The 23,972-nt window shown below is 69.3% G+C and carries 28 protein-coding genes; 21 read left to right on the forward strand and 7 right to left on the reverse strand.

Features of this window, described 5'->3' with window-relative positions:
- Positions 1–3 precede the first annotated feature (3 nt).
- Positions 4–918 (reverse strand): EamA family transporter, encoded by a 915-nt coding sequence (locus tag KV394_RS13105; RefSeq protein WP_247981624.1) that lies wholly within the window; start codon positions 916–918, stop codon positions 4–6.
- Positions 919–996: 78 nt separating this feature from the next.
- Here KV394_RS13105 and KV394_RS13110 point away from each other — a divergent pair, with 78 nt between their 5' ends.
- Positions 997–1,890 carry a LysR substrate-binding domain-containing protein gene (locus tag KV394_RS13110; protein WP_247981625.1) on the forward strand — a complete coding sequence of 298 codons (894 nt, stop codon included), beginning with the start codon at positions 997–999 and terminating at the stop codon, positions 1,888–1,890.
- Positions 1,891–1,942: 52 nt separating this feature from the next.
- Here the strand turns inward: KV394_RS13110 and glpK are convergent, their stop codons facing one another.
- From glpK to KV394_RS13125, 3 genes are all read right to left on the reverse strand, one after another.
- Positions 1,943–3,457: a glycerol kinase GlpK gene (gene glpK, locus KV394_RS13115; protein ID WP_136034574.1), complete on the reverse strand. Its 1,515-nt coding sequence runs from the start codon at positions 3,455–3,457 to the stop codon at positions 1,943–1,945.
- 33 nt (positions 3,458–3,490) lie between these two features.
- Complete coding sequence (locus tag KV394_RS13120; protein WP_136034578.1) at positions 3,491–4,246, reverse strand: MIP/aquaporin family protein; 756 nt, start codon at positions 4,244–4,246, stop codon at positions 3,491–3,493.
- Positions 4,247–4,337: 91 nt separating this feature from the next.
- The gene (locus KV394_RS13125) at positions 4,338–6,047 is read right to left on the reverse strand and encodes a glycerol-3-phosphate dehydrogenase/oxidase (protein ID WP_136037017.1); all 1,710 of its coding nucleotides are present in this window, start codon (positions 6,045–6,047) and stop codon (positions 4,338–4,340) included.
- A 103-nt stretch (positions 6,048–6,150) separates the two neighbouring features.
- On the opposite strand from KV394_RS13125, the gene KV394_RS13130 reads away from it, so the two are divergent.
- A complete protein-coding gene (locus KV394_RS13130; protein WP_136034582.1) occupies positions 6,151–7,122 on the forward strand; it encodes a sugar-binding transcriptional regulator in 972 nt (323 codons plus the stop codon).
- Positions 7,123–7,137: 15 nt separating this feature from the next.
- Here the strand turns inward: KV394_RS13130 and KV394_RS13135 are convergent, their stop codons facing one another.
- Positions 7,138–8,289: a glutamate--cysteine ligase gene (locus KV394_RS13135; protein ID WP_136034584.1), complete on the reverse strand. Its 1,152-nt coding sequence runs from the start codon at positions 8,287–8,289 to the stop codon at positions 7,138–7,140.
- 207 nt (positions 8,290–8,496) lie between these two features.
- Here KV394_RS13135 and rpsP point away from each other — a divergent pair, with 207 nt between their 5' ends.
- The 6 genes from rpsP to KV394_RS13165 are packed head-to-tail and all read left to right on the forward strand — an operon-like array spanning position 8,497 to position 11,704.
- Complete coding sequence (gene rpsP / locus KV394_RS13140; RefSeq protein WP_136037018.1) at positions 8,497–8,931, forward strand: 30S ribosomal protein S16; 435 nt, start codon at positions 8,497–8,499, stop codon at positions 8,929–8,931.
- Positions 8,932–8,937: 6 nt separating this feature from the next.
- The gene (locus tag KV394_RS13145) at positions 8,938–9,168 is read left to right on the forward strand and encodes an RNA-binding protein (protein ID WP_136034588.1); all 231 of its coding nucleotides are present in this window, start codon (positions 8,938–8,940) and stop codon (positions 9,166–9,168) included.
- Position 9,169: 1 nt separating this feature from the next.
- Entirely contained in the window at positions 9,170–9,778 is a 609-nt protein-coding gene (gene rimM, locus KV394_RS13150; RefSeq protein ID WP_136034591.1) for a ribosome maturation factor RimM, read from the forward strand.
- A 12-nt stretch (positions 9,779–9,790) separates the two neighbouring features.
- A complete protein-coding gene (gene trmD, locus KV394_RS13155) occupies positions 9,791–10,498 on the forward strand; it encodes a tRNA (guanosine(37)-N1)-methyltransferase TrmD (RefSeq protein WP_136037019.1) in 708 nt (235 codons plus the stop codon).
- A 43-nt stretch (positions 10,499–10,541) separates the two neighbouring features.
- Entirely contained in the window at positions 10,542–11,276 is a 735-nt protein-coding gene (locus tag KV394_RS13160) for a class I SAM-dependent methyltransferase (protein WP_247981626.1), read from the forward strand.
- Positions 11,273–11,704, forward strand: coding sequence for a pyrimidine dimer DNA glycosylase/endonuclease V (locus tag KV394_RS13165; protein WP_247981627.1), 432 nt, complete (start codon positions 11,273–11,275; stop codon positions 11,702–11,704). Before KV394_RS13160 ends, KV394_RS13165 begins: the two co-directional genes overlap by 4 nt.
- A 9-nt stretch (positions 11,705–11,713) precedes the next feature.
- Here the strand turns inward: KV394_RS13165 and map are convergent, their stop codons facing one another.
- Entirely contained in the window at positions 11,714–12,496 is a 783-nt protein-coding gene (gene map / locus KV394_RS13170; RefSeq protein ID WP_247638738.1) for a type I methionyl aminopeptidase, read from the reverse strand.
- Positions 12,497–12,605: 109 nt separating this feature from the next.
- Here map and KV394_RS13175 point away from each other — a divergent pair, with 109 nt between their 5' ends.
- The 9 genes from KV394_RS13175 to KV394_RS13215 all read left to right on the forward strand — a co-directional run bounded on the left by KV394_RS13175 (position 12,606) and on the right by KV394_RS13215 (position 19,681).
- A complete protein-coding gene (locus tag KV394_RS13175) occupies positions 12,606–13,094 on the forward strand; it encodes an MFS transporter permease (protein WP_136034602.1) in 489 nt (162 codons plus the stop codon).
- A 169-nt stretch (positions 13,095–13,263) separates the two neighbouring features.
- Positions 13,264–13,611 carry a 50S ribosomal protein L19 gene (rplS, locus tag KV394_RS13180; protein ID WP_136034604.1) on the forward strand — a complete coding sequence of 116 codons (348 nt, stop codon included), beginning with the start codon at positions 13,264–13,266 and terminating at the stop codon, positions 13,609–13,611.
- A gap of 118 nt (positions 13,612–13,729) precedes the next feature.
- The gene (gene lepB / locus KV394_RS13185; RefSeq protein WP_136034606.1) at positions 13,730–14,455 is read left to right on the forward strand and encodes a signal peptidase I; all 726 of its coding nucleotides are present in this window, start codon (positions 13,730–13,732) and stop codon (positions 14,453–14,455) included.
- A complete protein-coding gene (locus KV394_RS13190; RefSeq protein ID WP_136037023.1) occupies positions 14,452–15,111 on the forward strand; it encodes a ribonuclease HII in 660 nt (219 codons plus the stop codon). Before lepB ends, KV394_RS13190 begins: the two co-directional genes overlap by 4 nt.
- Positions 15,112–15,164: 53 nt before the next feature.
- A complete protein-coding gene (locus KV394_RS13195) occupies positions 15,165–15,491 on the forward strand; it encodes a DUF2469 family protein (protein ID WP_017204525.1) in 327 nt (108 codons plus the stop codon).
- Between the two features lie 147 nt (positions 15,492–15,638).
- Positions 15,639–16,001, forward strand: a complete 363-nt coding sequence (locus tag KV394_RS13200) for a YraN family protein (RefSeq protein ID WP_136046066.1) — start codon at positions 15,639–15,641, stop codon at positions 15,999–16,001.
- Complete coding sequence (locus tag KV394_RS13205; protein WP_247981628.1) at positions 15,998–17,527, forward strand: YifB family Mg chelatase-like AAA ATPase; 1,530 nt, start codon at positions 15,998–16,000, stop codon at positions 17,525–17,527. Before KV394_RS13200 ends, KV394_RS13205 begins: the two co-directional genes overlap by 4 nt.
- Positions 17,524–18,702 carry a DNA-processing protein DprA gene (gene dprA / locus KV394_RS13210; protein WP_136031806.1) on the forward strand — a complete coding sequence of 393 codons (1,179 nt, stop codon included), beginning with the start codon at positions 17,524–17,526 and terminating at the stop codon, positions 18,700–18,702. The genes KV394_RS13205 and dprA overlap by 4 nt, the downstream gene beginning before the upstream one ends.
- A gap of 76 nt (positions 18,703–18,778) precedes the next feature.
- Positions 18,779–19,681, forward strand: coding sequence for a tyrosine recombinase (locus KV394_RS13215; protein WP_247981629.1), 903 nt, complete (start codon positions 18,779–18,781; stop codon positions 19,679–19,681).
- A 94-nt stretch (positions 19,682–19,775) separates the two neighbouring features.
- On the opposite strand, the gene KV394_RS13220 is transcribed toward KV394_RS13215, so the two are convergent.
- Positions 19,776–20,423 carry a murein hydrolase activator EnvC family protein gene (locus KV394_RS13220; protein ID WP_247981630.1) on the reverse strand — a complete coding sequence of 216 codons (648 nt, stop codon included), beginning with the start codon at positions 20,421–20,423 and terminating at the stop codon, positions 19,776–19,778.
- Positions 20,424–20,727: 304 nt separating this feature from the next.
- Here KV394_RS13220 and rpsB point away from each other — a divergent pair, with 304 nt between their 5' ends.
- The 4 genes from rpsB (at position 20,728) to frr (ending at position 23,968) form a co-directional block, all read left to right on the forward strand.
- Positions 20,728–21,669 carry a 30S ribosomal protein S2 gene (gene rpsB / locus KV394_RS13225; RefSeq protein ID WP_136031920.1) on the forward strand — a complete coding sequence of 314 codons (942 nt, stop codon included), beginning with the start codon at positions 20,728–20,730 and terminating at the stop codon, positions 21,667–21,669.
- A gap of 43 nt (positions 21,670–21,712) precedes the next feature.
- Positions 21,713–22,540 carry a translation elongation factor Ts gene (tsf, locus tag KV394_RS13230; RefSeq protein WP_136031810.1) on the forward strand — a complete coding sequence of 276 codons (828 nt, stop codon included), beginning with the start codon at positions 21,713–21,715 and terminating at the stop codon, positions 22,538–22,540.
- Positions 22,541–22,630: 90 nt separating this feature from the next.
- Positions 22,631–23,347: a UMP kinase gene (gene pyrH, locus KV394_RS13235; protein ID WP_136031812.1), complete on the forward strand. Its 717-nt coding sequence runs from the start codon at positions 22,631–22,633 to the stop codon at positions 23,345–23,347.
- Positions 23,348–23,413: 66 nt separating this feature from the next.
- The gene (gene frr / locus KV394_RS13240) at positions 23,414–23,968 is read left to right on the forward strand and encodes a ribosome recycling factor (protein ID WP_247981631.1); all 555 of its coding nucleotides are present in this window, start codon (positions 23,414–23,416) and stop codon (positions 23,966–23,968) included.
- The last annotated feature ends 4 nt before the right edge of the window (positions 23,969–23,972 follow it).

The following is a 23,972-nucleotide window of genomic DNA, read 5'->3' on the forward strand; positions in this document are numbered from 1 at the left end:
TCCTCAGGCGCGTGCCGCCGGCACCGGTGGCTCCTCGCCGATCGTCGGCGTCGTCGGTGTTCGCCGTGGCCGCGCCGTCAGCTGTCCCACCACGAGCGCACCCAGAGCGAGGGCCAGTCCGACGCCCTGAACCGCGGTGAAGCTCTCCCCGAGGACGATGACGCCCAGCAGTGCGGCCACGAGCGGCGAGAGCAGGGCGAGCAGGCCGGGCGCGATCACCGGCAACTGCTGGATGCCCCGGAACCAGAGGGTGTAGGCGACGATGCCCCCGACCGTACCCAGCCAGAGGTAGCCCAGCGCTGCGGCCCCGTCGATGGACGACGGCACGCCCTCCACGGCGAGGGTCATGGGAAGCAGGAGCAGACCACCCGCGGTGAGCTGCCATCCGGCGTAGACCACGGGGCCGATGTCCCGCGGACGGCCCCAGCGCTTGGTGAGGATCATGCCGAGGCCCGTCGCGGTGACGCCGCCGAGCGCCGCGAGCACGCCCCAGAGGTCGAGCTGCGCCGCCGGACCGAGGACGACCAGTGCGACACCGCCCGCTCCGGTCACGGCGGCCGCGGCGGACACCGCCCTGATCCGCTCCTGGAGCACCAGGGTACCCAGCACCAGCACGATGAGCGGCTGCGCCCCTGCGACCGCGGCGGCGACCCCGCCGGGCAGCCGCTCGGCGGCGAGGAACAGCAACGGGAAGAACGCGCCGATGTTGAGCGCGCCCAGCACGAGCATCTTCGGCCACCACGTGCCGCGCGGCAGGCGACGAGCGAGAAGCACGGCCACGAGACCCGCCGGGAGCGAGCGGAGCAGCCCCGCGAACAGCGGGTGGCCAGGAGGGAGGAGCTCGGTCGTGACGAGGTAGGTCGTGCCCCACGACAGCGGGGCCAGAGCGGTCAGCAGCACGGTGCGCCATCTGTTCATGGCTCCAGCGTGGGGGCTTCCCGCGCATGAGTCCAACGCGGGCTTGTCATCGTATCCATGAGGCGCGATCATGATCGGATGGATCTGCAGCAACTGCGGTACGTGGTCGCGGTCGCGGCGACCGGGAGCTTCACCCGCGCGGCGGAGCAGTGCTTCGTGACGCAGTCGGCGCTGAGCCACCAGATGGCGGCGCTCGAGCGCGAGCTCGGCCATCGGCTGTTCGCGCGATCGAGCCGCAGCGTGCGCCTCACGGAGGCGGGCGAGGCGTTCCTCGAGCATGCACGCGTCGCCGTCCGCGCCGCCGAGCACGCGAAGGACGCCGTCGCTGCGGTTGCCGGCGAGGTGACCGGAACGCTCCGCCTCGGCGCGATCCCCACCGTGACAGCGATCTCGGTGCCGGAGCTTCTGCGCGCGTTCCGGGAGGCGCATCCCGCGGCACGGGTGGAGCTGCGCGGCGGCAACAGCGACGAGCTCATCGCCGCGCTCCGCCGCGACGACCTGGACATCGCGCTGCTGGGCTTGCGCGGCGACCTGGAACCCGCGGGGGTCGCGTCTCGCGCGGTACAGCATCAGCGACTGGTCGCGGTGCTGCCGCATGACCACGGGCTCGCGACGCGGCGGCGGCTCCGGCTCGCCGATCTCGCCGGGTGCGCCTTCGCGGACTTCCCCGCCGGGACATCGGGTCGGGCGCAGAGTGACGCCGCCTTCACCGCCGCAGGACTCGAGCGGGACGTGGCCTTCGAGGTCGACACCGCTCCGCTGCTTCTCGGACTCGTGAGGGCGGGGCTCGCCGTGACCCTTCTGGCCCCGGGGGTGGTCGACGGCGCAGAAGGTGTGGTCGCGGTGGCGGTGAGCGACGGGCCCGAGCGGACGGAATACGTCGCGTGGGATGCCGTGGCTCCGAGGGGCGTGGCGCGGGCGCTGCTGGCCGTCCTGGATGGGATGCGGAACCAGGAATCGGAGCGCGGGTGAAACGAGAAGCGGGCCCGGGGGACACCCCGGACCCGCTTCATCCTTCCTCGGACTACTTCACGTCCTCGTCGACCCAGTCCATCGACTTGGTGACGGCCTTGCGCCACAGCCGCAGCTGACGCTCGCGCTCGGCGTCGTCCATCGTCGGCTCCCAGCGCTTGTCCTCCTGCCAGTTGGCGGAGAGGTCGTCCAGCCCGTTCCAGAAGCCGACGGCGAGACCGGCGGCGTAGGCGGCACCGAGCGCGGTGGTCTCGGCGACGACCGGGCGCACGACCGGGACCCCGAGCACGTCGGCCTGGAACTGCATGAGCGCGTCGTTGGCCACCATGCCGCCGTCGACCTTGAGCTCGCTCAGGTCCACGCCCGCATCCGCGTTGACGGCATCGAGCACGTCGCGGGTCTGGAACGCGACGGCTTCGAGCGCTGCCCGCGCGATGTGGTTCTTGTTCGCGTAGCGGGTGAGACCCACGATCGCGCCGCGGGCGTCCGGACGCCAGTACGGCGCGAACAGACCGGAGAACGCGGGGACGATGTACACGCCGCCGTTGTCCTCGACCTGCTCCGCCAGCTTCTCGACCTCGGGCGCCGAGGAGATGATCCCCAGCTGGTCGCGGAGCCACTGGATCAGCGAGCCCGTCACGGCGATCGACCCTTCGAGCGCGTAGTGCGTCGGCTGGTCCCCGAGCTTGTACCCGACGGTCGTGAGCAGCCCGTTCTTCGAGTGGACGACTTCCTCGCCCGTGTTGAAGATCAGGAAGCAGCCCGTCCCGTAGGTGTTCTTGCTCTCGCCCTTCTGGAACGCCGCCTGACCGAAGGTCGCCGCCTGCTGGTCGCCGAGGATCCCGGCGATCGGCGTCTCGCGCAGCAGCGACGAGCTCTCGGCGGTGCCGTAGACCTCGGAGGAGGAGCGGATCTCCGGCATCATCGACCGCGGCACGCCGAACACCTCGAGGATGTCGTCGCGCCACTCGAGCGTCTCCAGATCCATGAACAGCGTGCGCGAGGCGTTGGTGACGTCGGTGGCGTGCACGCCGCCGTCCACACCGCCGGTCAGGTTCCAGAGCACCCAGCAGTCGGTCGTGCCGAACAGCAGGTCGCCCGCCTCGGCCTTCTCGCGCGCACCCTCGACGTTCTCCAGGATCCACGCGATCTTGGTGCCGGAGAAGTAGGTCGCCAGCGGCAGGCCGACGACCGGCTTGAAGCGCTCGACGCCACCGTCGGCTGCGAGACGGTCGACGATCTCCTGCGTACGGGTGTCCTGCCACACGATCGCGTTGTACACCGGCTTGCCCGTGGTCTTGTCCCAGACCACCGCGGTCTCGCGCTGGTTGGTGATGCCGACCGCGGCGATGTCGTGCCGGGTCAGGTCGGCACGGCCGAGCGCCAGTCCGATGACCTCTTGCACGTTGCGCCAGATCTCCGCCGCGTCGTGCTCGACCCAGCCGGCCTTCGGGAGGATCTGCTCGTGCTCCTTCTGGCCCGTGGCGACGATGCTGCCCTTCTTGTCGAAGATGATCGCGCGGCTCGACGTCGTGCCCTGGTCGATCGCGATGATGTAGTCAGCCATGTGTTCTCCTTTGAATTCGCTTGCGGGTAGGGATCAGCCGGCGAGGCCGAGCAGAACGGGTGCCGCGAGGGCGGCGATGACACCACCGATGAGCGGGCCGACGACCGGGACCCACGAGTAGGACCAGTCGCTCGCGCCCTTGCCCTTGATCGGGAGGATGGCGTGAGCGATGCGCGGGCCGAGGTCACGGGCGGGGTTGATGGCGTAGCCGGTTGGGCCACCGAGGGAGGCGCCGATCGCGACCACGAGCAGGGCGACCGGAAGCGCCGTGAGCGGGCCGAGGCCACCGGGGGTGCCGATCTCGATGTCGCCGTAGTCGGCGAACGCGAAGATCACGAACACCAGCACGAACGTACCGATGATCTCGGTGACGAGGTTCCAGCCGTAGGAGCGGATGGCCGGGCCGGTCGAGAACACGCCGAGCTTGTTGGCCGCTTCGGGCTCCTCGTCGAAGTGCTGCTTGTAGGCGAGCCACACGACGATCGCACCGAGGATCGCACCGAGCAGTTCCGCCCCGGTCGCGGTCAGGAACATCGCGAAGTCGATCTTGCCGGCGACGAGCAGGCCGATGCCGACGGCGGGGTTCAGGATGGCGCCCGAGTAGGCCGAGACGAGGACACCGGCGAACACCGCGAGACCCCACCCCCAGTTGACCATCAGGAAGCCGCCACCGAAGCCCTTGTTCTTCGCCAGGGCGACGTTCGCGACGACACCGCAGCCGAGCAGCACCAGCATCGCCGTGCCGACGAGCTCGGACAGGAAGTAAAGACCGAGATTGACGTCAGTCATGTCTTCATTGACCTTTCTTACGGGTCGGGGCCCCTCTGCCCCGACCCCCTATGGGGGTAGCACCGCGAGGAGGGCGGTGGTCGGACTTCCGTCAGCCGCGGGCGCGGGACGGAAGGTGGAGTCCGTGTCGTTCGTTGAGGAGGAGGCGGGTCTGCTCGACTTCGGCATCGTGCCGCTCGCGGTCCCAGCCGAGGAGGGGAGCGAGCGCCTCAGCGATCTCGTCGAGTACCTCGGCGTTGGCGCCGCCCGTGAAGGCGATGCTGGTGCGGCGCAGGATCACGTCCTCCAGCCGTGCGACCATCTCGTTCTGCACCATCCACTCGAGCTCCCGTGTGGAGAGGTCGCCGCCGGCGAGGGGCGCGTCCGGCCCCTGCTCGACGTGCGCCCAGACCTCGGCCGCCCGCGTGCCGTAACGGGCCAGCAGCTGCTCGGCACGTGCTCCGGCGCCCGGCAGGTTCTCCTGGATCCAGATGCGCTTGGCCTTCTCGGTGCGCGGGAACTCGCGTCCGCCGCCGATGGCACGACCCGCGGTCGACACCGTGCGCGTGCGACCCAGGAGGTCGAGCACCTGGTTGGACAGCGATTCGCCGAGCGCGCGGAACGTGGTCCACTTGCCACCGACCAGGCTCACCAGCGGGACGGCGCCCTGGCGGTCGACCTCGACCCGGTAGTCGCGCGAGACGAACCCGGGGGCCGTGTCCTCGTGGCGGGGGAGCGGGCGGATGCCGGAGAAGTTGTAGACGATCTGCTCGCGGGTCACCGAGATCGTCGGGAACACGTGGTGGATGAGATCGAAGAAGTAGTCGATCTCCTCCTCGGTGCACACCGGGACCTCGCGCGGGTCGGCGTCGATGTCCGTGGTGCCGACGAGCACTCGGCCCTTCAGCGGATAGATCAGCACGATGCGGCCGTCGGAGTGCTCGAAGAAGATCTCGCGGCCGCGGGTGGCGTCCAGCAGCTCCGGGTGGTCCAGCACGATGTGCGAGCCCTTGGTGCCGCCCATGAAGCGGCTCTGGAGGCCGAGCTCCTCGTTGGTGAGGTCGGTCCAGGGGCCGGACGCGTTGACGATCACGTCGGCGGACACGGCGAACTCGGTGCCGCTCTCGCGGTCGCGCAGCAGCACGCTGTCGCCGTCGCGACCGACCGCCTCGACGTAGTTGAGAGCCACGGCGCCGGGGTGCGCGGCGCGCCCGTCCTGCAGCACGTCGAGGGCGAGCCGCTCCGGGTCGTGCATCGAGGCGTCGTAGTACGTCGCGGTGTACTTGATGTCCGGGTCGAGCGACGGCAGTTCAGCGAGCGACTTCTTGCGTCCGAGGAAGCGGTGGCGCGGCACGGTGCCGCCGTCGCGCGAGAAGGTGTCGTAGATCGTGAGGCCGACCTTGATCAGGAACGCTCCGCGCTCCTTCGGCTTGCCGCTCTTGTGGGTGAGGAAGCGGAGCGGCGCGGAGAGGATGCCCGAGAACGTCGAGTAGATCGGGATCGTGGTCTGCAGCGGCTTGACGTAGTGCGGCGCGATCTTGAGCAGACCGTTGCGCTCCTCCACCGACTCGCGGACGAGGCGGAACTCGCCGTTCTCCAGGTAGCGGATGCCCCCGTGGATCATGTGGCTGGAGGCGGCGGAGGCCCCGGACGCGAAGTCGCCGCGCTCGACCAGGAGGACATCGACCCCCTGCAACGCCAGGTCGCGGAACGTGGAGATGCCGTTGATGCCACCGCCGATGACGAGGACGGTGGTGCGTCCGGACTCGCGGACAGCGCGGACGTCCGCGCGCTCGGGGGACGCGTGTGTGGAATCGATCATCGTCGACCCTCTCTTCCTTGCTTGCCACCAGCATCGACCCGTCTGACGTGGGCGCGCAAGTCCGCTGCACATATGTGCAAGGATCGAAGGACAGGAGGAAGTCATGGCAGGTTCCGGCGCGCAATCCCGCGACAGCAAGCTGATCGCGGCGCTCACCGCCGCTCAGCTCTACTACATGCAGGACAAGACCATGGAGGTCATCGCCACGGAGCTCGGCACGTCGCGGTCCTCGGTCTCACGGCTGCTGAGCTTCGCGCGAGAGAGCGGACTCGTCGACATCCGCATCAACTCACCGCTCGAACGGCTCGGCATGCTCGAACAGCGCATCCGCGATCGCCACCGCGTCGTCGCACACGTGGTGCCGATGGCCGAGATCGTGAGCGAGGTGGAGCGGCTGGAGCGCGTCGCCCTGACGGCGGGACGACTCCTGTCTCAGTTCGTCGACTCCAACATGATCGTGGGCGTGGCGTGGGGATCGACCATCAGTGCCGTCAGCCGTGGTCTCACGCAGAAGGAGACGCACAACACCACGTTCGTGCAGCTCAACGGCGCCGGCAACACGCAGACCAGCGGTGTGGAGTACTCCAGCGACATCCTGCAGCGCTTCGGCAGTGCGTTCGGCGCGCAGGTGCAGCAGTTCCCGGTCCCGGCGTTCTTCGACGACCCCGCGACGCGAGAGGCGATGTGGCGGGAGCGCAGCACACGGCGGGTGCTCGACCTCCAGGCGAAGATGGACATCGCGGTGTTCAGCCTCGGCTCGCCCGCGGCAGAGGTCCCCAGTCGCGTCTACGTCGGCGGGTATCTGGGGCGTGAGGACTACCGGAGCCTCCGCGAGGATCACGCGATCGGCGACGTCGCGACCGTGTTCTTCCGCGCGGACGGCTCGTGGCGCGACATCCGCGTCAACGCCAGGGCGACCGGGCCGGGCCTCGACCGTCTGCGGCGCGTGCCCCGGCGGGTGTGCGTCGTGTCCGGGGTGCCGAAGCTCGCGAGCCTGCGGGCGGCGATCGCCGCGGAACTCATCACCGACGTCGTGCTCGACGAGGGCCTCGCGCGCCGGCTCATCGAGGACTGAACCGCCGGCGGGGCGTCACTCGCCGTCGATCGACGACTCCGGCCCCGAGCGGAACTCGCGGATCAGGTGCTGCACGACCGCGGCGAGGTCGCCGTCCGTCGCGTCGGCGACGGCCAACTGACGCGCATAGCTCGCGCCTCCCTCGAGGATGCCGCCGATGCTCGCGAACTCCCGCCCGCAGCCGAGCTCGACCGCGACCGGGGCGAGCTCTTCGATCTTCTCCGCCAGATGATCTCCTACGAGGCGCTGAGTTCCGATCGCGTCGACGATCACGCGCGCGTCGAGGCCGTAGCGGGCGGCGCGCCACTTGTTCTCCCGGTGGTACCAGGCGGGCAGCTCGGGAAGCGCGGCGCCCTCGTCCAGCAGCCGCGAGAAGTGCTCGACCAGCACCTGCACGAGCGCCGCGACGGCGGCCATCTCGGACAGCGTGGACAGCCCGTCGCACGCCCTCACCTCGATCGTGCCCCAGCGCGGTGCGGGGCGGATGTCCCAGCGCACCTCCGTCGCGTCGGCCATGACGCCCGTGCGGACCATGTCGTCGAGGTACCGCTCGAACTGTGCCCAGTCGCGCAGCGGCCAGGGGAGCCCAGCGGTCGGAAGCTGCTGGAACACCAGGGCGCGGTTGGAGGCGTATCCCGTGCGCTCCCCGGCCCAGAACGGGCTCGACGCCGACAGAGCCTGCAGGTGGGGGAGGTAGGCCGACAGGGCGTTGATGATCGGGAACACCTTGCGCTGGTCCTCCACCCCGACGTGCACGTGGATGCCCCAGATCATCATGTTGCGTCCCCACCACTGGGTGCGCTCGATGAGGGTGTGATACCGGGTCTTGTCCGTCACCTGCTGATCGAACCACTGCGCGAACGGGTGGCTGCCGGCGGAGAGGAGCTCGATCCCTGCCGGGTCGGTGGAGGCCCGGACCGCGGAGATGGCGTTGGCGATGTCGTCGACCGCGTGGGCCACCGAGTCGCCGATGCCGCTCGTGACCTCGATCGTGTTCGTGAGGAGCTCCCCGGTCACAGTGTGGCGCTCGTCCTCGCTCTCCGCTTCCAGCGCGGCGAGGAGCTCGGGCGCGCGGCCGACGAGATCGCCGGTCGCGGGATCGGCGAGCATGATCTCCCATTCGAGACCGACGGTGGAGCGGGCCGAAGCGGCGAAGTCGAGCTGCACGACCACAGTCTGTCACGGCGTCGCCGACACGCGGCCACGCCGTGTCGCCGCGTTTCGCGCGGGGCCGGTGCATCTGGCAGAATAGAGGGTCGGACGACGTGCTCGACCCTCTATCCAGCATTCGTCCTCCCTATTGAGCTTCCGCCGGGTGTGCACCCCACTCTCCAGGCGATCGGTTCGTTTCCTTCCACACCATTCAGGAGAATCGTGTCTGTCAAGATTCGTCTCAAGCGCCTGGGCAAGATCCGCGCGCCTTACTACCGCATCGTCGTCGCCGACTCGCGCACCAAGCGCGACGGTCGTGTGATCGAGGAGATCGGCAAGTACCACCCCACCGAGGAGCCCTCCTTCATCGAGGTCGACTCCGAGCGTGCGCAGTACTGGCTGTCCGTCGGCGCTCAGCCGACCGAGCAGGTCACCGCCATCCTCAAGATCACGGGCGACTGGGGCATCTTCAAGGGCGACAAGGACGCGAAGTCCACGCTCAAGGTCGCCGAGGAGAAGACGGCGTTCGAGGCCGACTCCTCGAAGAAGTCGGTCATCAAGCCGAAGGCGGAGAAGAAGGAGGCTCCCGCTGAGGAGGCTCCCGCCGCTGACGCCGACGCGGAGGCCGCCGAGGCTCCCGCCGCCGACGCCGAGTAATCCATCGTGCTTGCCGCCGCGCTCGAGCACATCGTCAAGGGGATCGTCGATCACCCGGAGGATGTGCGCATCACCGAATCCACCTCGCCGCGAGGCGACCTCCTCGAGGTGCGTGTGCACCCCGACGACCGTGGACGCGTGATCGGGCGCGGCGGCCGCACGGCCAAAGCCCTGCGCACTCTCGTCAGCGCTCTCGCGGACGGGCGTCGCGTTCGTGTCGACGTCGCGGACGACTGACGTGGTGGCGAAGGACCGCAGCCAGGGCAGGAACCAGCTTCGCGTCGGACGGCTCGTCAAGGCGCACGGGCTGAAGGGCGCCCTGAAGCTGGAGCTGTACACCGACAACCCCGAGGGCCGATTCACCCCGGGGGCCGTGTTCACGTTGCAGGTGCCCGAGGCATCTCCGTGGCACGGCAAGGAGATCACCGTCCGCGAGTACCGCGTGATGAACGGGAACCCGGTCGTGTTCTTCGACGACGTCGACGACCGCACGGCCGCCGAGAGCCTCGTGCGCGCGATCCTCTGGATCGATCAGGACGAGGACGAGGTCGAGGAGAACGCCTGGTTCGACCACCAGCTGGTCGGACTCGACGTCGTCCGCGACGAGACCGTGGTCGGTCGCGTCGTCCGCGTCGATCACTTCCCCGCCCAGGACCTCCTCATCGTGAAGGCGGGCGAGCAGGAGATCATGGTGCCGTTCGTCGAGGCGATCGTGCCGACCGTCGATGTCGCGGGCGGCCGCGTCATCGTGACGCCGCCGTCCGGTCTGTTCGAGGAACTCCCCGACTCGGAGGATGCCCAGGCGGACGAGTCGACGGAGGCGGACGACGCTTCCGAATCGCGCTGATACGGTTCCCCCGTGCGCATCGATGTCGTCTCCATCTTCCCGTCGTACTTCGACGGCCTGACGCTGTCGCTGCTCGGAAAGGCTCGGCACACCGGTCTGCTCGATCTGCGCGTCCACGACCTCCGCGACTGGACGCACGACCGCCATCGCACGGTCGACGACACCCCGTATGGCGGGGGAGCGGGCATGGTCATGAAGCCGGAGCCGTGGGGGCTCGCCCTCGATGAGATCGCCGGTTCCGACGTGTCCGGCACCGAAGCTCCCACCTTCATCTTCCCGTCTCCGGCGGGGGAGGTCTTCACGCAGGCGACGGCGCGCGATCTCTCGACGCGGGGACATCTCGTGTTCGGTTGCGGCCGCTACGAGGGGATCGACGAGCGCGTCTTCGAGTACGCGTCCGGCCTGGGCGAGGTCCGGTTGATCAGCCTCGGCGACTACGTGCTGAACGGCGGCGAGGTCGCCGCGATGGCGATGATCGAGGCTGTCGGACGGCTCATCCCCGGTGTCGTCGGCAATCCGGAGAGCCTCGTCGAGGAGTCGCACGAGGACGGGCTGCTGGAGTACCCGTCGTACACGAAGCCCTCGGTCTGGCGCGAGCGTGCGGTGCCGGAGGTGCTGCTCAGCGGCAACCACGGGGCGATCGCGGCCTGGCGCCGCGAACAGCAGATCGAACGGACTCGGCGCCGTCGGCCGGACCTCCTGCCACCGGCGGAGGCCTGAACCGACCTCCGAACGCGTGTCGCGCACCTGTTAGCGTCGGAGCATGGTGGACAGGGCACTCGCGCAGTCGTTCGAGACGATCGGCGAGGAGTACGACCGTCATCGGCCGGGATTCCCCGTCGCAGCGGTCGAAGCGATCCTCCCCGTCGCGGTTCCTACGGTGCTCGACCTCGGCGCGGGGACGGGCAAGTTCACCGAGCTCCTGCTCGAGCGCGCGGATCGGGTGGTGGCCGTCGAGCCTTCCGCGCCGATGCGCGAGGTGCTTCGGTCCAAGCTGCCAACGGTCAGCGCTCTCGACGGTACGGCTGAGCGCATCCCCCTGGGCGACGGCGCCGTCGACGCGGTCTGCGTTGCGCAGGCCTTCCACTGGTTCGACCGAGACACGGCCGCGGCGGAGATCGCGCGGGTGCTGGTGCCGACGGGTGTGCTGGGTCTGCTCTGGAACCGCGCGGATCCGGCGTGCGCGTGGGACGTCGCATGTCACCGCATCGCGCACCCGGCCGTGGGCGACGCCGATGCCACGACCGCGACCGCCGCGGAGCTGCCGGGCTTCGACTTCGTCGGGCACCACGAGATCCGCTGGGCGGAACGGATCAGCCGTGCCGGCTACGTCGCCCGGTGGGCCACGGTCAGCAGCTATCTCGTCGCGAACGAGTCCGGGCGCCGCGCGATGCGTGATGCGATCGAGGCCGTGCTCGACGACAGCCCGGAGACAGCGGGCAGGTCGGCCTTCGACCTTCCGCATCTGACTGACGTCTTCCGCTACCGGCGCGCATGAGGATCTGGTCGTTGCATCCGGTGTACCTCGACCGGCAGGGCCTCGTGGCGTGCTGGCGCGAGACCCTGCTCGCTCAGGCTGTGCTCGCCGGAACGACGAAGGGCTATCGCGAGCACCCCCAACTGGCGCGCTTCCGCGAGGCACCCGAGCCGTCGACGGCGGTGTCGGCCTATCTGCGCGATCTTGCGGATGAGGCTGACGCGCGTGGCTACCGCTTCGATCGCTCGCGCATCCGTACCCTCGGCACCACTGTGCCGCCCCTCGAGGTCACCACCGGTCAACTCGACCTCGAGTGGCGCCATCTGCGTGCCAAGCTCGCCGCCCGAAGCCCGGACCGCCTGGCCCTGCATGCGCACACGCACCGTCCGGCGCCTCATCCGCTGTTCGTCGTGGTCGAGGGCCCCGTGGCGTCGTGGGAACGGGCGTGACGTCGCGGGTCAGTCGACGCCGAGGAAGGAACGGTCGGTGAGGATGATCGGCCCGTCATCCGTGATCGCGATGGTGTGCTCCGAATGCGCACCGCGGGAGCCGTCGACGCTGCGCAGCGTCCAGCCGTCGGGGTCGGTCACGAGCTCGTCGGTGGTCGCGAGGAACCACGGTTCGAGAGCCAGGACCAGGCCGGCGCGGAGCGGGAAGCCGCGGCCCGCTCTGCCGTCGTTCGCCACATGCGGGTCTCCGTGCATGGTGCGTCCGACGCCGTGCCCGCCGAAGTCGGTGTTGATGGAGTAGCCCTCGCGGTGGGCGACGGCGGCGATCGCAGCGGAGATGTCGCCGATGCGGTTGCCCACGACAGAGGTCTCGATCGCGGCCGTGAGAGCCCGCTCGGTGGTGTCGATCAGGCGCAGGTCCTCGTCGCGCGGCGTGCCGACCACGAACGAGACGGCAGAGTCGGCCACCCATCCGTCGACGGACACCGCGAAGTCGAGGGTGACCAGATCGCCGTCGCGCAGGGTGTAGTCGTGGGGGAGGCCGTGCAGGACCGCGTCGTTCACGGAGGTGCAGATGACCTTGCCGAAGGGGCTCGCCCCGAAGGACGGGTGGTAGTCGATGTAGCAGGACTCCGCGCCCGCTCTGCGGATCATGTCGTGGGCGCGACGGTCGATCGCCAGAAGGTTGGTGCCCACTTTCGTCTCGTCGCGCAGGGTCGCCAGGGTCTCGGCGACGAACCGGCCTGCCGCGCGCATCTCGTCGATCTCTGCAGGGGTGCGCAGTTCGATCATGGGTGTCCTCTCGTTTCCTCCATTCTCCCTGATCGAAGCGCCCAGGGGAGCCGCGCGCTCAGAGCGAACACGCTGACCCGACGAGGGGCGATCGACGTAGCATCGGAGCATGTGGTTGCGTCAGGCGTTCTTCCGGTGGCTCCTGCCGTCTGCCTTCGTGCTCCCGCTGTGGCTCCTCGTCGGCTGGGGCGTGTTCCAGGGCGGCTGGGCCATCCTGTGGGTGTTGCTCATCGCGATGCCGTCCGTCTTCATCGGGCAGCTCCTGCTCACACTGCTCACGCGTTCGCGGCCGTCGGTCCGCGCTGAGCGTGCCGTGTCCTGGTGGGATGTCGCCGGCTTCGCGCTGTGGCACGGCCTCACCATCGCGGTCGGGTTCTTCATCGACGGCGCGTTCGGCTGGTTGCTCGCGGCGGCGATCGTCGTCGGGATCGCGCTCGTCTGGCTGCAGCTGTGGCAGCTGTGGAACGAGGCCCGTGGCAGTGGGGCGCGCATCAGAGAGACCATCACGTGGTCCACGATCCCCGCCGCGGACGAGCCGACCGTGCGCGCGGAGCCCCATGAGATCATCGTCGTGCGCGAGAGTGATCCCCGGGACTGAGTGACCGTTTTGGTCGCATCTGCCATCCGTGGCAGAATGGATTCTTGTGCCGTGACCGGCTCTGCCTCAGGGGAGCCCGCGGACGCGTCAGCGCCGTTCAGCACACACCCGTTCTTGTTCCTTCCATCATCATGCATCCGACCTGTGGCGAGTGCAGAGAGAGACGATCATGCAGATCCTCGACGCCGTCGACGCGGCTTCGCTCCGTTCCGACATCCCCGAGTTCTTCCCCGGTGACACCGTCAAGGTGCACGTCAACATCACCGAGGGCAACCGCTCCCGTATCCAGGTCTTCCAGGGCGTCGTCATCGGCCGCCAGGGCGACAGCGTGCGCGAGACCTTCACGGTCCGCAAGATCAGCTTCCAGGTGGGCGTGGAGCGCACCTTCCCCGTGCACTCCCCGGTGATCGACCACATCGAGGTCGTCACGCGCGGTGACGTTCGTCGTGCGAAGCTCTACTACCTGCGCGAGCTGCGTGGCAAGAAGGCGAAGATCAAGGAGAAGCGCGACAACTGAGTCGCAGCTTCCTCACAGCACCCCGGGACACGATGTCCCGGGGTGCTTTGTCGTGCGCGGGGTGTGCGACCCTTGTTACTGCCGTGTGCCAACGGTGCTCCACTCGAGAAGGAACCAGATGACTGACTCTCCGTCCGCACGTCCGACGAGAAGGCGCCGCGGGTTCCTGGTCTTCCTCCGTGATGTGCTGGTGATCGTCCTGATCGCGGCGCTGGTGTCGTTCGTCATCAAGACGTTCGTCGTCCGCTCGTTCTATATCCCCTCGGCCTCGATGGAGCGGACGCTACTCATCAACGACAGGATCCTCGTCGACGAGCTGACACCGCGCTGGACCGGCTACGAGCGGGGCGACGTGGTCGTGTTCAAGGACCCCGGGGGATGGCTCGACGGTCAAGTGCAGACACCGGCGCAGCCGCCTCTGATCCAGGCTGTGGATTGGGTGCTGAACTTCGTGGGTATCTCGGCGACGGACTCGCAGGACCATCTCGTCAAGCGCGTGATCGGGGTCGCGGGCGACCACGTGGTGTGCTGCAACGCGCTGGGGCAGATTACGATCAACGGTGCACCGATCGACGAGCTCGGATACCTCAACCTCCCGCAGGGCGACACCGCCGCCTCCAACGAGCCGTTCGACGTGGTCGTGCCTGAGGACTCGGTGTGGCTCCTGGGCGACAACCGCGATCGCTCGCGAGACGCGCGCGCCCACCAGGATCTCCCGAGCGGCGGCTTCGTGCCCGTCGGCAACATCGTCGGCAAGGCGTTCCTGACGACCTGGCCGCTCGATCGGTTCGGCACGATCGACGGGCATCACGAGATCTTCAACGGGGTACCGGAGTCGGAATGACCGTCGTCGCGCCCCGTCTGACGCTCGAGCGACGGCTCCTCGGCGAATGCGAGCTGATCATCGCGCTCGACGAGGTCGGTCGCGGTGCCCTCGCGGGGCCGGTCGCCGTGGGGGCCGCCGTGATGGACGCCAAGGGAGCGCGCCGGCGGGTTCCCGAGGGTCTGCGCGATTCGAAACTCGTCACGGAACGACGGCGCCCTGAGGTGGCTGCGCGCGCCGCGGCGTGGGTCCAGGCCTCCGCCGTCGGCTGGGCAACGGCGAGGGAGGTCGACGAGGTGGGGATCATGCGGGCGCTCGGTCTCGCCGCGTCGCGGGCCGTTCAGGCCGTGGTGGACCAGGGGGCCGCCCTCGAGAATGCGCTGGTGCTGCTCGATGGGAATCACGACTACGTGTCCCGCGTCCATCCCGTCCCCCTCCGTGTGCGGCCGGTGGTCAAGGCCGACCGCGACTGCGCCTCCGTGTCGGCCGCCTCCGTGATCGCCAAGGTCGCACGCGACGGGCACATGGCCGAGCTGCACGAGGGTCATAGCGGCTATCAGTGGGATCGGAACAAGGGCTACGCGAGCCCCGAGCATCGGGACGCCATCCGCGCTCTGGGCCTGTCACCGTTCCACCGGTCGTCCTGGGCGATCGCCGATGCCCCGACGCTCTTCTGAGGGCGCCCGCGGATACCGCTCCGTGCGGTCCGCCGCCATAGGATGGAGTCATCATGGATGAGGAAGCCTTCGACGACTACGACCGCGAGCTCGAGCTGGCGCTGTTCCGTGAGTACCGTGACGTCGTCTCGCAGTTCCAGTACGTGGTCGAGACCGAGCGGCGCTTCTACCTCGCCAACGAGGTCAACGTCGTGCGACGCGACACCGAGCACGACTTCTACTTCGAGATCTCCATGAGCGATGTCTGGGTCTGGGACATCTATCGCGCGGACCGCTTCGTGAAGGCCGTGCGGGTCCTCACCTTCAAGGACGTCAACGTCGAGGAACTGCAGCGACGCGAGTTCGAGCTCCCGCAGGAGCTGTCCCTCGACGGCGAGTGACCTGACGCCGTCGTAGAGGTCCAGACGCGCCGGTCGGCTGCGACTCCCGTTCTGCACCGACCGCAGGAACGAGGGTCTTCTCCGCGGCGTCCCTCGTAAAGCCCGACAGCCCCACGGCGCAGGGCGGGAGTGCGGGATCCTCTCCGCATGGCAGCGAAAGACGAGCTCGGACGAGCGGGCGAACGACGTGCGGCGGAGTACCTCCGATACCGCGGGTACACCATCCTCGACCGGAACTGGCGGTGTGCGCAGGGCGAGATCGACATCGTCGCCCAGCGGGACGGATGGCTCGCGATCGTCGAGGTGAAGACACGGCGGAGCGCCGCATTCGGGCATCCGCTCGAGGCGATCGATGCACGGAAACGCCGTCGTCTCTGGCAGCTCGCGTACGCCTGGCGGGCCGCGCACGCGGATGCGGTGGCGGGCCTGGCGCTGCGCCTCGAGGCGATCGGGATCACCGGTCCGGACGCCGCGCAGGGCGTCGTCGACCATCTCGAGGACATCGCGTGACCACCGCGCGCACCTGGTCCGTCGCCCTCAACGGTGCTGTCGGACACCTCGTCGAGGTGGAGGCCGATCTGTCCAATCAGACGCCCGAGTTCCGCATCATCGGGCTTCCGGACAAGTCGCTCGGCGAGGCCGTACAGCGAGTCCACAACGCCTGTCAGAACTCCGGGCTGGATCTCCCACGGCGCCGTCTCACCGTCAACCTGTCGCCGGCCAGTCTCCCGAAGCACGGCTCGGCCTTCGACCTCGCCATCGCGATCGCCAGCCTCGCCACGGGCGGCACTCTGAACCAGCGAGCGGTCCGACGGACGGTACATCTCGGCGAACTCGGGCTCGACGGGAGGATCCGCCCGGTGCCCGGCGTCCTGCCGGCGGTCTTCGCCGCCGTGCGTGCGGGGTTCACCCAGGTCGTGGTGCCGCGCGGCAACGAGCCGGAGGCGCGGTTGGTTCCCGGTGTGGAAGTGCGGTCCGCGGCGTCGCTGGCCGAGGTCGCCGTCTGGCATGGCGCCGCCGTGGACGTGGACGACGTCGAGCCGGTCCTGCTTCCGGCCCCCGTCTCCCGGCGCGAGGACGAGCACGACCTCGCAGACGTCATCGGACAGGACGAGGCGGTCGAGGCCCTCATCGCAGCCGCCGCGGGCGGCCATCACCTGCTCCTCAGCGGTCCTCCTGGCGCGGGGAAGTCCATGCTCGCCGCACGTATGCCGGGGATCCTGCCGCTGCTCGATGAGCGAAAGGCGCTGGAGGTCGCATCGATCCGGTCGCTGAGCGGCGAGTCCGTCACCTCTCTGGACCGTCGACCTCCGCTGGAGGCGCCCCACCATACGGCCTCCACCGTGGCGTTGATCGGCGGAGGATCGCGCTCTGCGAGGCCGGGAGCCGTGGCTCGTGCGCATCGCGGGGTGCTGTTCCTCGACGAGGCGGCCGAGTTCTCCCGCGTCGCGCTCGACGCGCTTCGCCAGCCGTTGGAATCGGGGGTGGTGGACGTGCACCGATCCGGCTTCACCGCGCGTTTCCCTGCCCGCTTCCAACTCCTGCTCGCCACGAACCCGTGTCCCTGCGGCAACTTCGGTGTGCGGAACGCGGAATGCACCTGTCCGCCGAGCGCCGTCCGACGGTATGCCGCTCGGATATCCGGCCCTTTGCGTGACCGAGTCGACATCGATCTCGGGCTCACCCGTGTTGCCGCGTCGAAAGCCATCTCCGACGCGCGTGCTCGGGTGACGACGGCGTTCGCGCGTGAGCGCGTGCAGGCAGCACAGGAGCGCGCGGCGCATCGCTGGCGTGGGACACCCTGGCAGAAGAACGCCGAGGTGCCAGGTCCCGTCCTCCGACGGGCCCCGTTCCATGTGGAGAAGACCGAGCGGATGATCCTCGATCGTGCCCTCGAGCGCGGTGCGCTCACGCTCCGCGGTTACGACCGTGTGCTCAGGGTCGCGTGGACGATGGCGGACCTCGCCGGCCGGGGGCGGCCCGGCGAAGAGGAGATCGGTCGCGCCTTGCACCTGCGTCGAGGGGTGGCGGCATGATCGACGCTCTGCTCGCCGACGAGAGCACGTGTGCGGTCGCCCGTCGGATTCGAGGAGGCCAATCCGAAGGACTTGCGGACGTCGTCGCCCGCGCGGCTTGGAGCGTCATCGCCGAACCCGGAGATGCCGTCGCCGGAGTCTTGACGCAGGAGTTCGGGGCGGTGGGTGGGCTCCGCTACGCCTTCGACGCGAGTGCGCGCACGAAACCCGAAGTGCGCCGTGCCGGAGCTGTACGCGCGCTCGCTGAGGCGCGGAGGCGCTGGGCACCCCGCGCGTCACCAGCAGCGGTGTGTCGTGCGTTCCGCGCGGCGGAATCGGTCGGGGCTCACCTCGTCGTGCCCGGTGACGCCTGCTGGCCGGTCCGTCTGTCCGATCTCGGCACACAGGCACCCGCGGCTCTCTGGGTGCGCGGGCGCTGCGAGCTCCTGGTTGCGCAGCCCCAGGTCGCCGTCGTCGGCGCGCGGGCTGCGACCGGGTACGGCGACCGCGTGGCGTCGGAGCTGGCGGGAGACCTGGCGACGACCGGCGCGGTGATCGTGTCGGGTGGTGCGTATGGCATCGACGGAGCGGCACACCGCGCTGCTCTCGGGGTGGGAGGGGAGACGGTCGCGGTGCTCGCCGGCGGCGTGGACCGTCTTTACCCCGCCGGTCATCACGACCTGTTGACGCGCATCGCGGAGCGCGGTGCCGTGGTGAGCGAGCCCCCGTGCGGGGCCGCTCCCACCAAGTGGCGGTTCCTCGCTCGAAACAGACTCATCGCGGCGCTGGGGCATGCGACGGTCGTCGTCGAGGCGGGGTGGCGAAGCGGCTCCCTGAACACCGCGGGCCATGCCGCGACTCTCGGACGGCCCCTCGGCGCGGTGCCGGGACCCGTGACGTCCGCATCATCGGCCGGGTGCCATCGGCTCCTGCGGGAGTACGACGCGACCTGCGTGACGTCGGCCGCGGAGGTCAGAGAGCTCATGGGGGAGTCGGTGGGGGCGCCTCCTGGCGTCTCCTCCCTCGGCCCCGATCGGAGTCGTGTCGAGGCAGCGATGAGCACGGCGGTCTCCCTGACGATCGCCGACATCGCGGAACGAGCGGGGGTCGAGGCAGGGCGGGCGCGCGCGATCCTCGGGCTTCTCGATCTGGAGGGCACCGTGCGCCGAGACGAGCGGGGGTGGCGCCGCCGCTGAGTTGCCCGTGTACTGCCGAACGTCGCGGTGCGGCGGGGCGCAACGAACTCGCCGACGATCCGGGCAAGCTGGAGACGTGGATTACGCAGTCGCGGTGGAGGCGTTCACCGACCACCTGGAGAAGGTGCGCCGGCTCTCGCCCGCGACCGTGCGCGCCTACCGTGCAGACCTGCGAGACCTCGGGTCCACGGTGGGCATCGGGCCGGTGGCGAGCGTGGATCTGGAAGATCTCCGGGAGTGGCTCTGGCAGGCGACCCAGCGTGGCGACGCCCGCTCCACCCTGGCACGACGCGCGGCCGCCGCACGATCCTTCTTCGCCTGGGCGCGCGAACGCGAGCTGATCGCGACCGACCCGAGCATCCGCCTCGTGGCCCCCAAACGAGCGAAGACGCTGCCGACCGTGGCGTCGAAGGACGCGATGACCCAGTTGCTCGACGCGCACCGCGCGGCCGCGAGCGACGGAGACCCGGTGGCACTGCGAGATCACGCGATCCTGGAGCTCCTGTATGGGGCAGGCATCCGCGTCTCCGAGTTGTGCGGCCTCGACGTCGACGATGTCGACCTCGAGCGCGGGACCGTCCGCGTCCTCGGCAAGGGCGCGAAGGAGCGGGTCGTGCCCTTCGGGGCTCCGGCGGTCGTGGCCACAGGTGCGTACCTCACCCGTGCCAGGCCCACGCTGCTCGCCCGCGCCATGTCCCCCGGAACGGCAGTCTTCCTCGGAGCGCGAGGGGGACGCATGGGACCGCGAGCCGTGTACGCCCTGGTGGCCCGAGCGCTGGCGCCGGTCGTGGGGGCGGAGACGATCGGCCCGCATGCGCTGCGACACAGCGCGGCGACCCACCTCCTCGACGGAGGCGCGGATCTGCGTGCCGTGCAGGAGATCCTCGGCCACGCCAGCCTGGGCACGACCCAGATCTACACGCATGTCTCCGCGGAGCGCCTCACGGCGACCTATCGTCTCGCTCATCCCCGCGCCTGACGGCGCCCGAGCCGCTCACGTCCCGCACCCCTGTTGCAGCACCCCGGGGTGCGACGGGCTCGCGAGGAGGCTGCCGGTCGTCGGACCCGCCGGATCACTCGCGACAGCAGGGGAGGAGCACCGCGCGTCGCACCTCTCCGAACAGCGTCAGTGGATCGACGTACAGGCTTTGCAGCCGCACGCCGAGATGGACGGTGCCATCGGACGCGTGTCCGCCCCGCGCGACCGTGCCGACCTGCTGTCCACGTGTCACACGTTCGCCCGGCGAGAGCGAAGAGTCCACCGGCTCGAACGTCGTGACCAGACCGCCGGCGTGAGTGATGGTCAGAAGAGGCCGATCGACGACGACACCCCGGAAGGCCACGACACCGTCCGCCGGAGCCATGACCGCGGCGCCGACGGGCGCAGCGATGTCCACACCGCGATGACCCGGGCCGTACGGCTGCGTCGGAGCACGGAAGCGGACCACGACGGAGCGCGCGCCCTCCACGGGCCAGTGCCAGTCGCCGGCGGGTTCGCGCGTGCGGTCGCGCGGCCTCCCGGTGCTCGAACCCTCCATCCGTACGCGCGACACCCCGAGGGAGAGACCGGTCGGCGCGCGATCAACCGCCGCGACGTTCGTCAGCTCCGGGCCCGAGCCCGCGACGGGAGCGGTCGTGGCCGCCGCGCCGCTCAGGGTGCCCGAGAGCACGGCTGCGACCAGCCCGAGAGCGAGGACGACCGATCGGTGTTCTGAGGTCATGCGGCGAGTCTGAGGGAGGCGGCGGACGCATGGCGGGCGGGCGAGTCGCTGGTTCGGCGGCCGGGAACAAGTCGCGCGAGCTCCAGGCTGTGCAGTGCGAGCGCCGCACCGTGATCCTGTATGCTGGACGAGCACCTCGATCTCGGGGTGACTACGCGTGCCCACAGCGATTCTCTCGTGGCATCCACTCCCGCAGGTCCTGCTTCCCGCAGGTGGGCGTGAGCCGGGCACCAGGGCGTCCGATCATCCGGTCGGCGTGAACAACCTCAACGGCGCCTTCGAGCGCCAGAACCAGGAGACGACCATGGCTGTGGTCACCATCCGCCAGCTGCTCGACAGCGGCGTGCACTTCGGACACCAGACCCGTCGGTGGAACCCGAAGGTAAAGCGCTTCATCCTCACGGAGCGCAGCGGCATCCACATCATCGACCTCCAGCAGTCGCTCGGCTACATCGACAAGGCGTACGACTTCGTCAAGGAGACCGTCGCGCACGGCGGCACCATCCTCTTCGTCGGCACCAAGAAGCAGGCGCAGGAGATCCTCGCGGAGCAGGCCACGCGCGTCGGCCAGCCGTTCGTGAACCAGCGCTGGCTGGGTGGACTCCTCACCAACTTCTCCACGATCGCGAAGCGTCTCGCCCGCATGAAGGAGCTCGAGGAGCTCGACTACGAGAACCCGGCCGCTTCGGGCTTCACCAAGAAGGAGCTGCTGCTCAAGAAGCGCGAGCTCGACAAGCTGCACAAGTCGCTCGGCGGCATCCGCAACCTCACCAAGACGCCGTCGGCCCTGTGGGTCGTCGACGCCAAGCGCGAGCACCTCGCGATCGACGAGGCCAAGAAGCTCGGCATCCCGGTGATCGGCATCCTCGACACCAACGCGGACCCGGACGACTTCCAGTACCCGATCCCCGGCAACGACGACGCGATCCGCTCCGTCTCGCTGCTGACCCGCATCATCGCCGACGCCGCGGCCGAGGGCCTGCAGCAGAAGCACAACCCCGAGTCGGGTGACGCCGAGCCGCTCGCCGAGTGGGAGAAGGAGCTGCTCGAGGCTCCGGTCGAGGAGTCGGCCGACGCCGCTGAGGTGGTCACCGCCGCCGATGAGGCCGCTGTCGTCGAGACGCCCGCTGCCGACGAGACCGCCGCCGACAAGGCCGGTGCCGAGGCGCACGACGAGGCGATCGCCGCCGCTTCCGGTGAGGAGACCGCTGAGGTCGCCGCCGCCGAGGCCGCAGACAACAAGTAATCCCTCGTTCACACCCACATCACGAAGCAAGGAGCCACCACACATGGCCAACTTCACCATCGCGGACCTCAAGGCGCTGCGCGAGCAGCTCGGCACCGGAATGGTCGACACCAAGAAGGCGCTCGAGGAGGCCGACGGCGACGTCGAGAAGGCCACCGAGATCCTGCGTCTCAAGGGTGCGAAGGGCAACGCCAAGCGCGCTGACCGTTCCACGAGCGAGGGCCTCGTCGTCGCTCGCGAGCAGGACGGCGCCGTGACCCTGATCGAGCTCGCCTGCGAGACCGACTTCGTCGCGAAGAACGACCGATTCATCGCGCTGGCCGACAAGGTCGCCGACGCCGCGGCCGCGGTCAAGGCGGACTCGGTCGAGGCCGCGCTGGCCGCCCAGGCCGGCGACAAGAGCGTCGAGCAGGTCATCTCGGAGGAGGCGGCGATCATCGGCGAGAAGGTCGAGCTGCGTCGCGTGCGCACGATCTCCGGCGACAAGGTCGAGGTCTACCTGCACCGCACCAGCAAGGACCTGCCGCCGCAGATCGGCGTTGTCGTCGCCTACTCGGGTGACGACGCCGAGACCGCGCGCAGCATCGCTCAGCACATCTCGTTCGCGAACCCGTCGTACCTGTCCCGCGAGGACGTGCCGGCGGACGCGGTCGAGAAGGAGCGTGAGATCGTCACCGAGATCTCCCGCAACGAGGGCAAGCCCGAGGCCGCCCTGCCGAAGATCGTCGAGGGCCGTGTCGCCGCGTTCATCAAGCAGGTCGCCCTGCTCGAGCAGGACTACGCGAAGGACAACAAGCTCTCCGTCGCCCAGGTGGCGAAGGACGCCGGTATCACCGTGACGGACTTCGCGCGCTTCAAGGTCGGCGCGTAACACCGTCGAAGGGGTTCGGATCGCATGATCCGAACCCCTTCTTCATGCCCACGAGGCACTATCTTGAATCGGGACGAGAGGACACCACCCATGACTGAACGCACCGGACGCCGCCGCGTCCTGCTCAAGCTCTCCGGAGAGGCCTTCGGAGCGGGGCAGTTGGGGGTGAACCCGGACGTCGTCAGCCAGATGGCGCGGGAGATCGCGGCGGCGGTGGATCGGGTCGAGGTCGCCGTGGTCGTCGGCGGTGGCAACTTCTTCCGCGGCGCCGAACTGAGTCAGCGCGGCATGGACCGCGGCCGCGCGGACTACATGGGCATGCTCGGCACCGTGATGAACGCTCTCGCGCTGCAGGACTTCCTCGAGCAGGCGGGGGCGGCGACCCGCGTCCAGTCGGCGATCGCGATGACGCAGGTCGCCGAGCCGTACATCCCGCGGCGGGCGGAGCGACACATGGAGAAGGGGCGCGTCGTGATCTTCGGCGCGGGTGCCGGACTGCCGTACTTCTCGACCGACACCGTCGCGGCGCAGCGCGCCCTGGAGATTGGTGCGCAGGAGGTGCTCGTCGCCAAGAACGGCGTCGATGCCATCTACACCGCCGACCCGAACAAGCACGCCGACGCCGAGCGCATCGAACGCGTGACGTACCGCGACGCGCTGCAGCAGGGCCTCAAGGTCGTCGACTCCACCGCCTTCAGCCTGTGCATGGACAACAACATGGACATGCGCGTCTTCGGGATGGAGCCGGCCGGGAACGTCACCCGCGCGCTTCTGGGCGAGACGATCGGCACGCTCGTCACCGCCTGACGGCTTGCGCGGTTCGAGCACGCCCGACCGATAGAATTTCTGAACACCCCGACGATAGGAGTCACCGTGATCGCGGATGTCCTCGCTGAAACCACTACCCGCATGTCTCGCGCCGTCGAGGCTGCCAAGGAGGACTTCTCCACGGTGCGCACGGGCCGCGCCAACCCCCAGCTCTTCCAGAAGGTGCTCGTGGACTACTACGGCACCCCGACGCCGCTCGCGCAGCTGGCCTCCCTGGCGAACCAGGAGGCGCGCACGCTCATCATCACCCCGTACGACAAGTCGGCGCTGAAGGCGATCGAGCAGGCCGTCCGCGAGATGCCGAACCTCGGTGCGAACCCCACCAACGACGGCAACCTCGTGCGCGTCACGATGCCGGAGCTCACGGCTGAGCGTCGCAAGGAGTACGTCAAGCTCGTGAAGTCCAAGGCCGAGGACGCGAAGGTGCACGTGCGCGGCATCCGTCGCAAGGCGAAGGACGAGCTCGATGCGCTGAAGAGCGAGCTCGGTGAAGACGAGATCGCCCGCGGCGAGAAGGAGCTGGACGCGCTGACGCGTCAGCACGTCGATCTGATCGACGACGCGCTCAAGCGCAAAGAGGCCGAACTCCTCGAGGTGTAAGCCC

This window comes from Microbacterium sufflavum (genome assembly GCF_023101165.1).
Taxonomy (GTDB): domain Bacteria; phylum Actinomycetota; class Actinomycetes; order Actinomycetales; family Microbacteriaceae; genus Microbacterium; species Microbacterium sufflavum.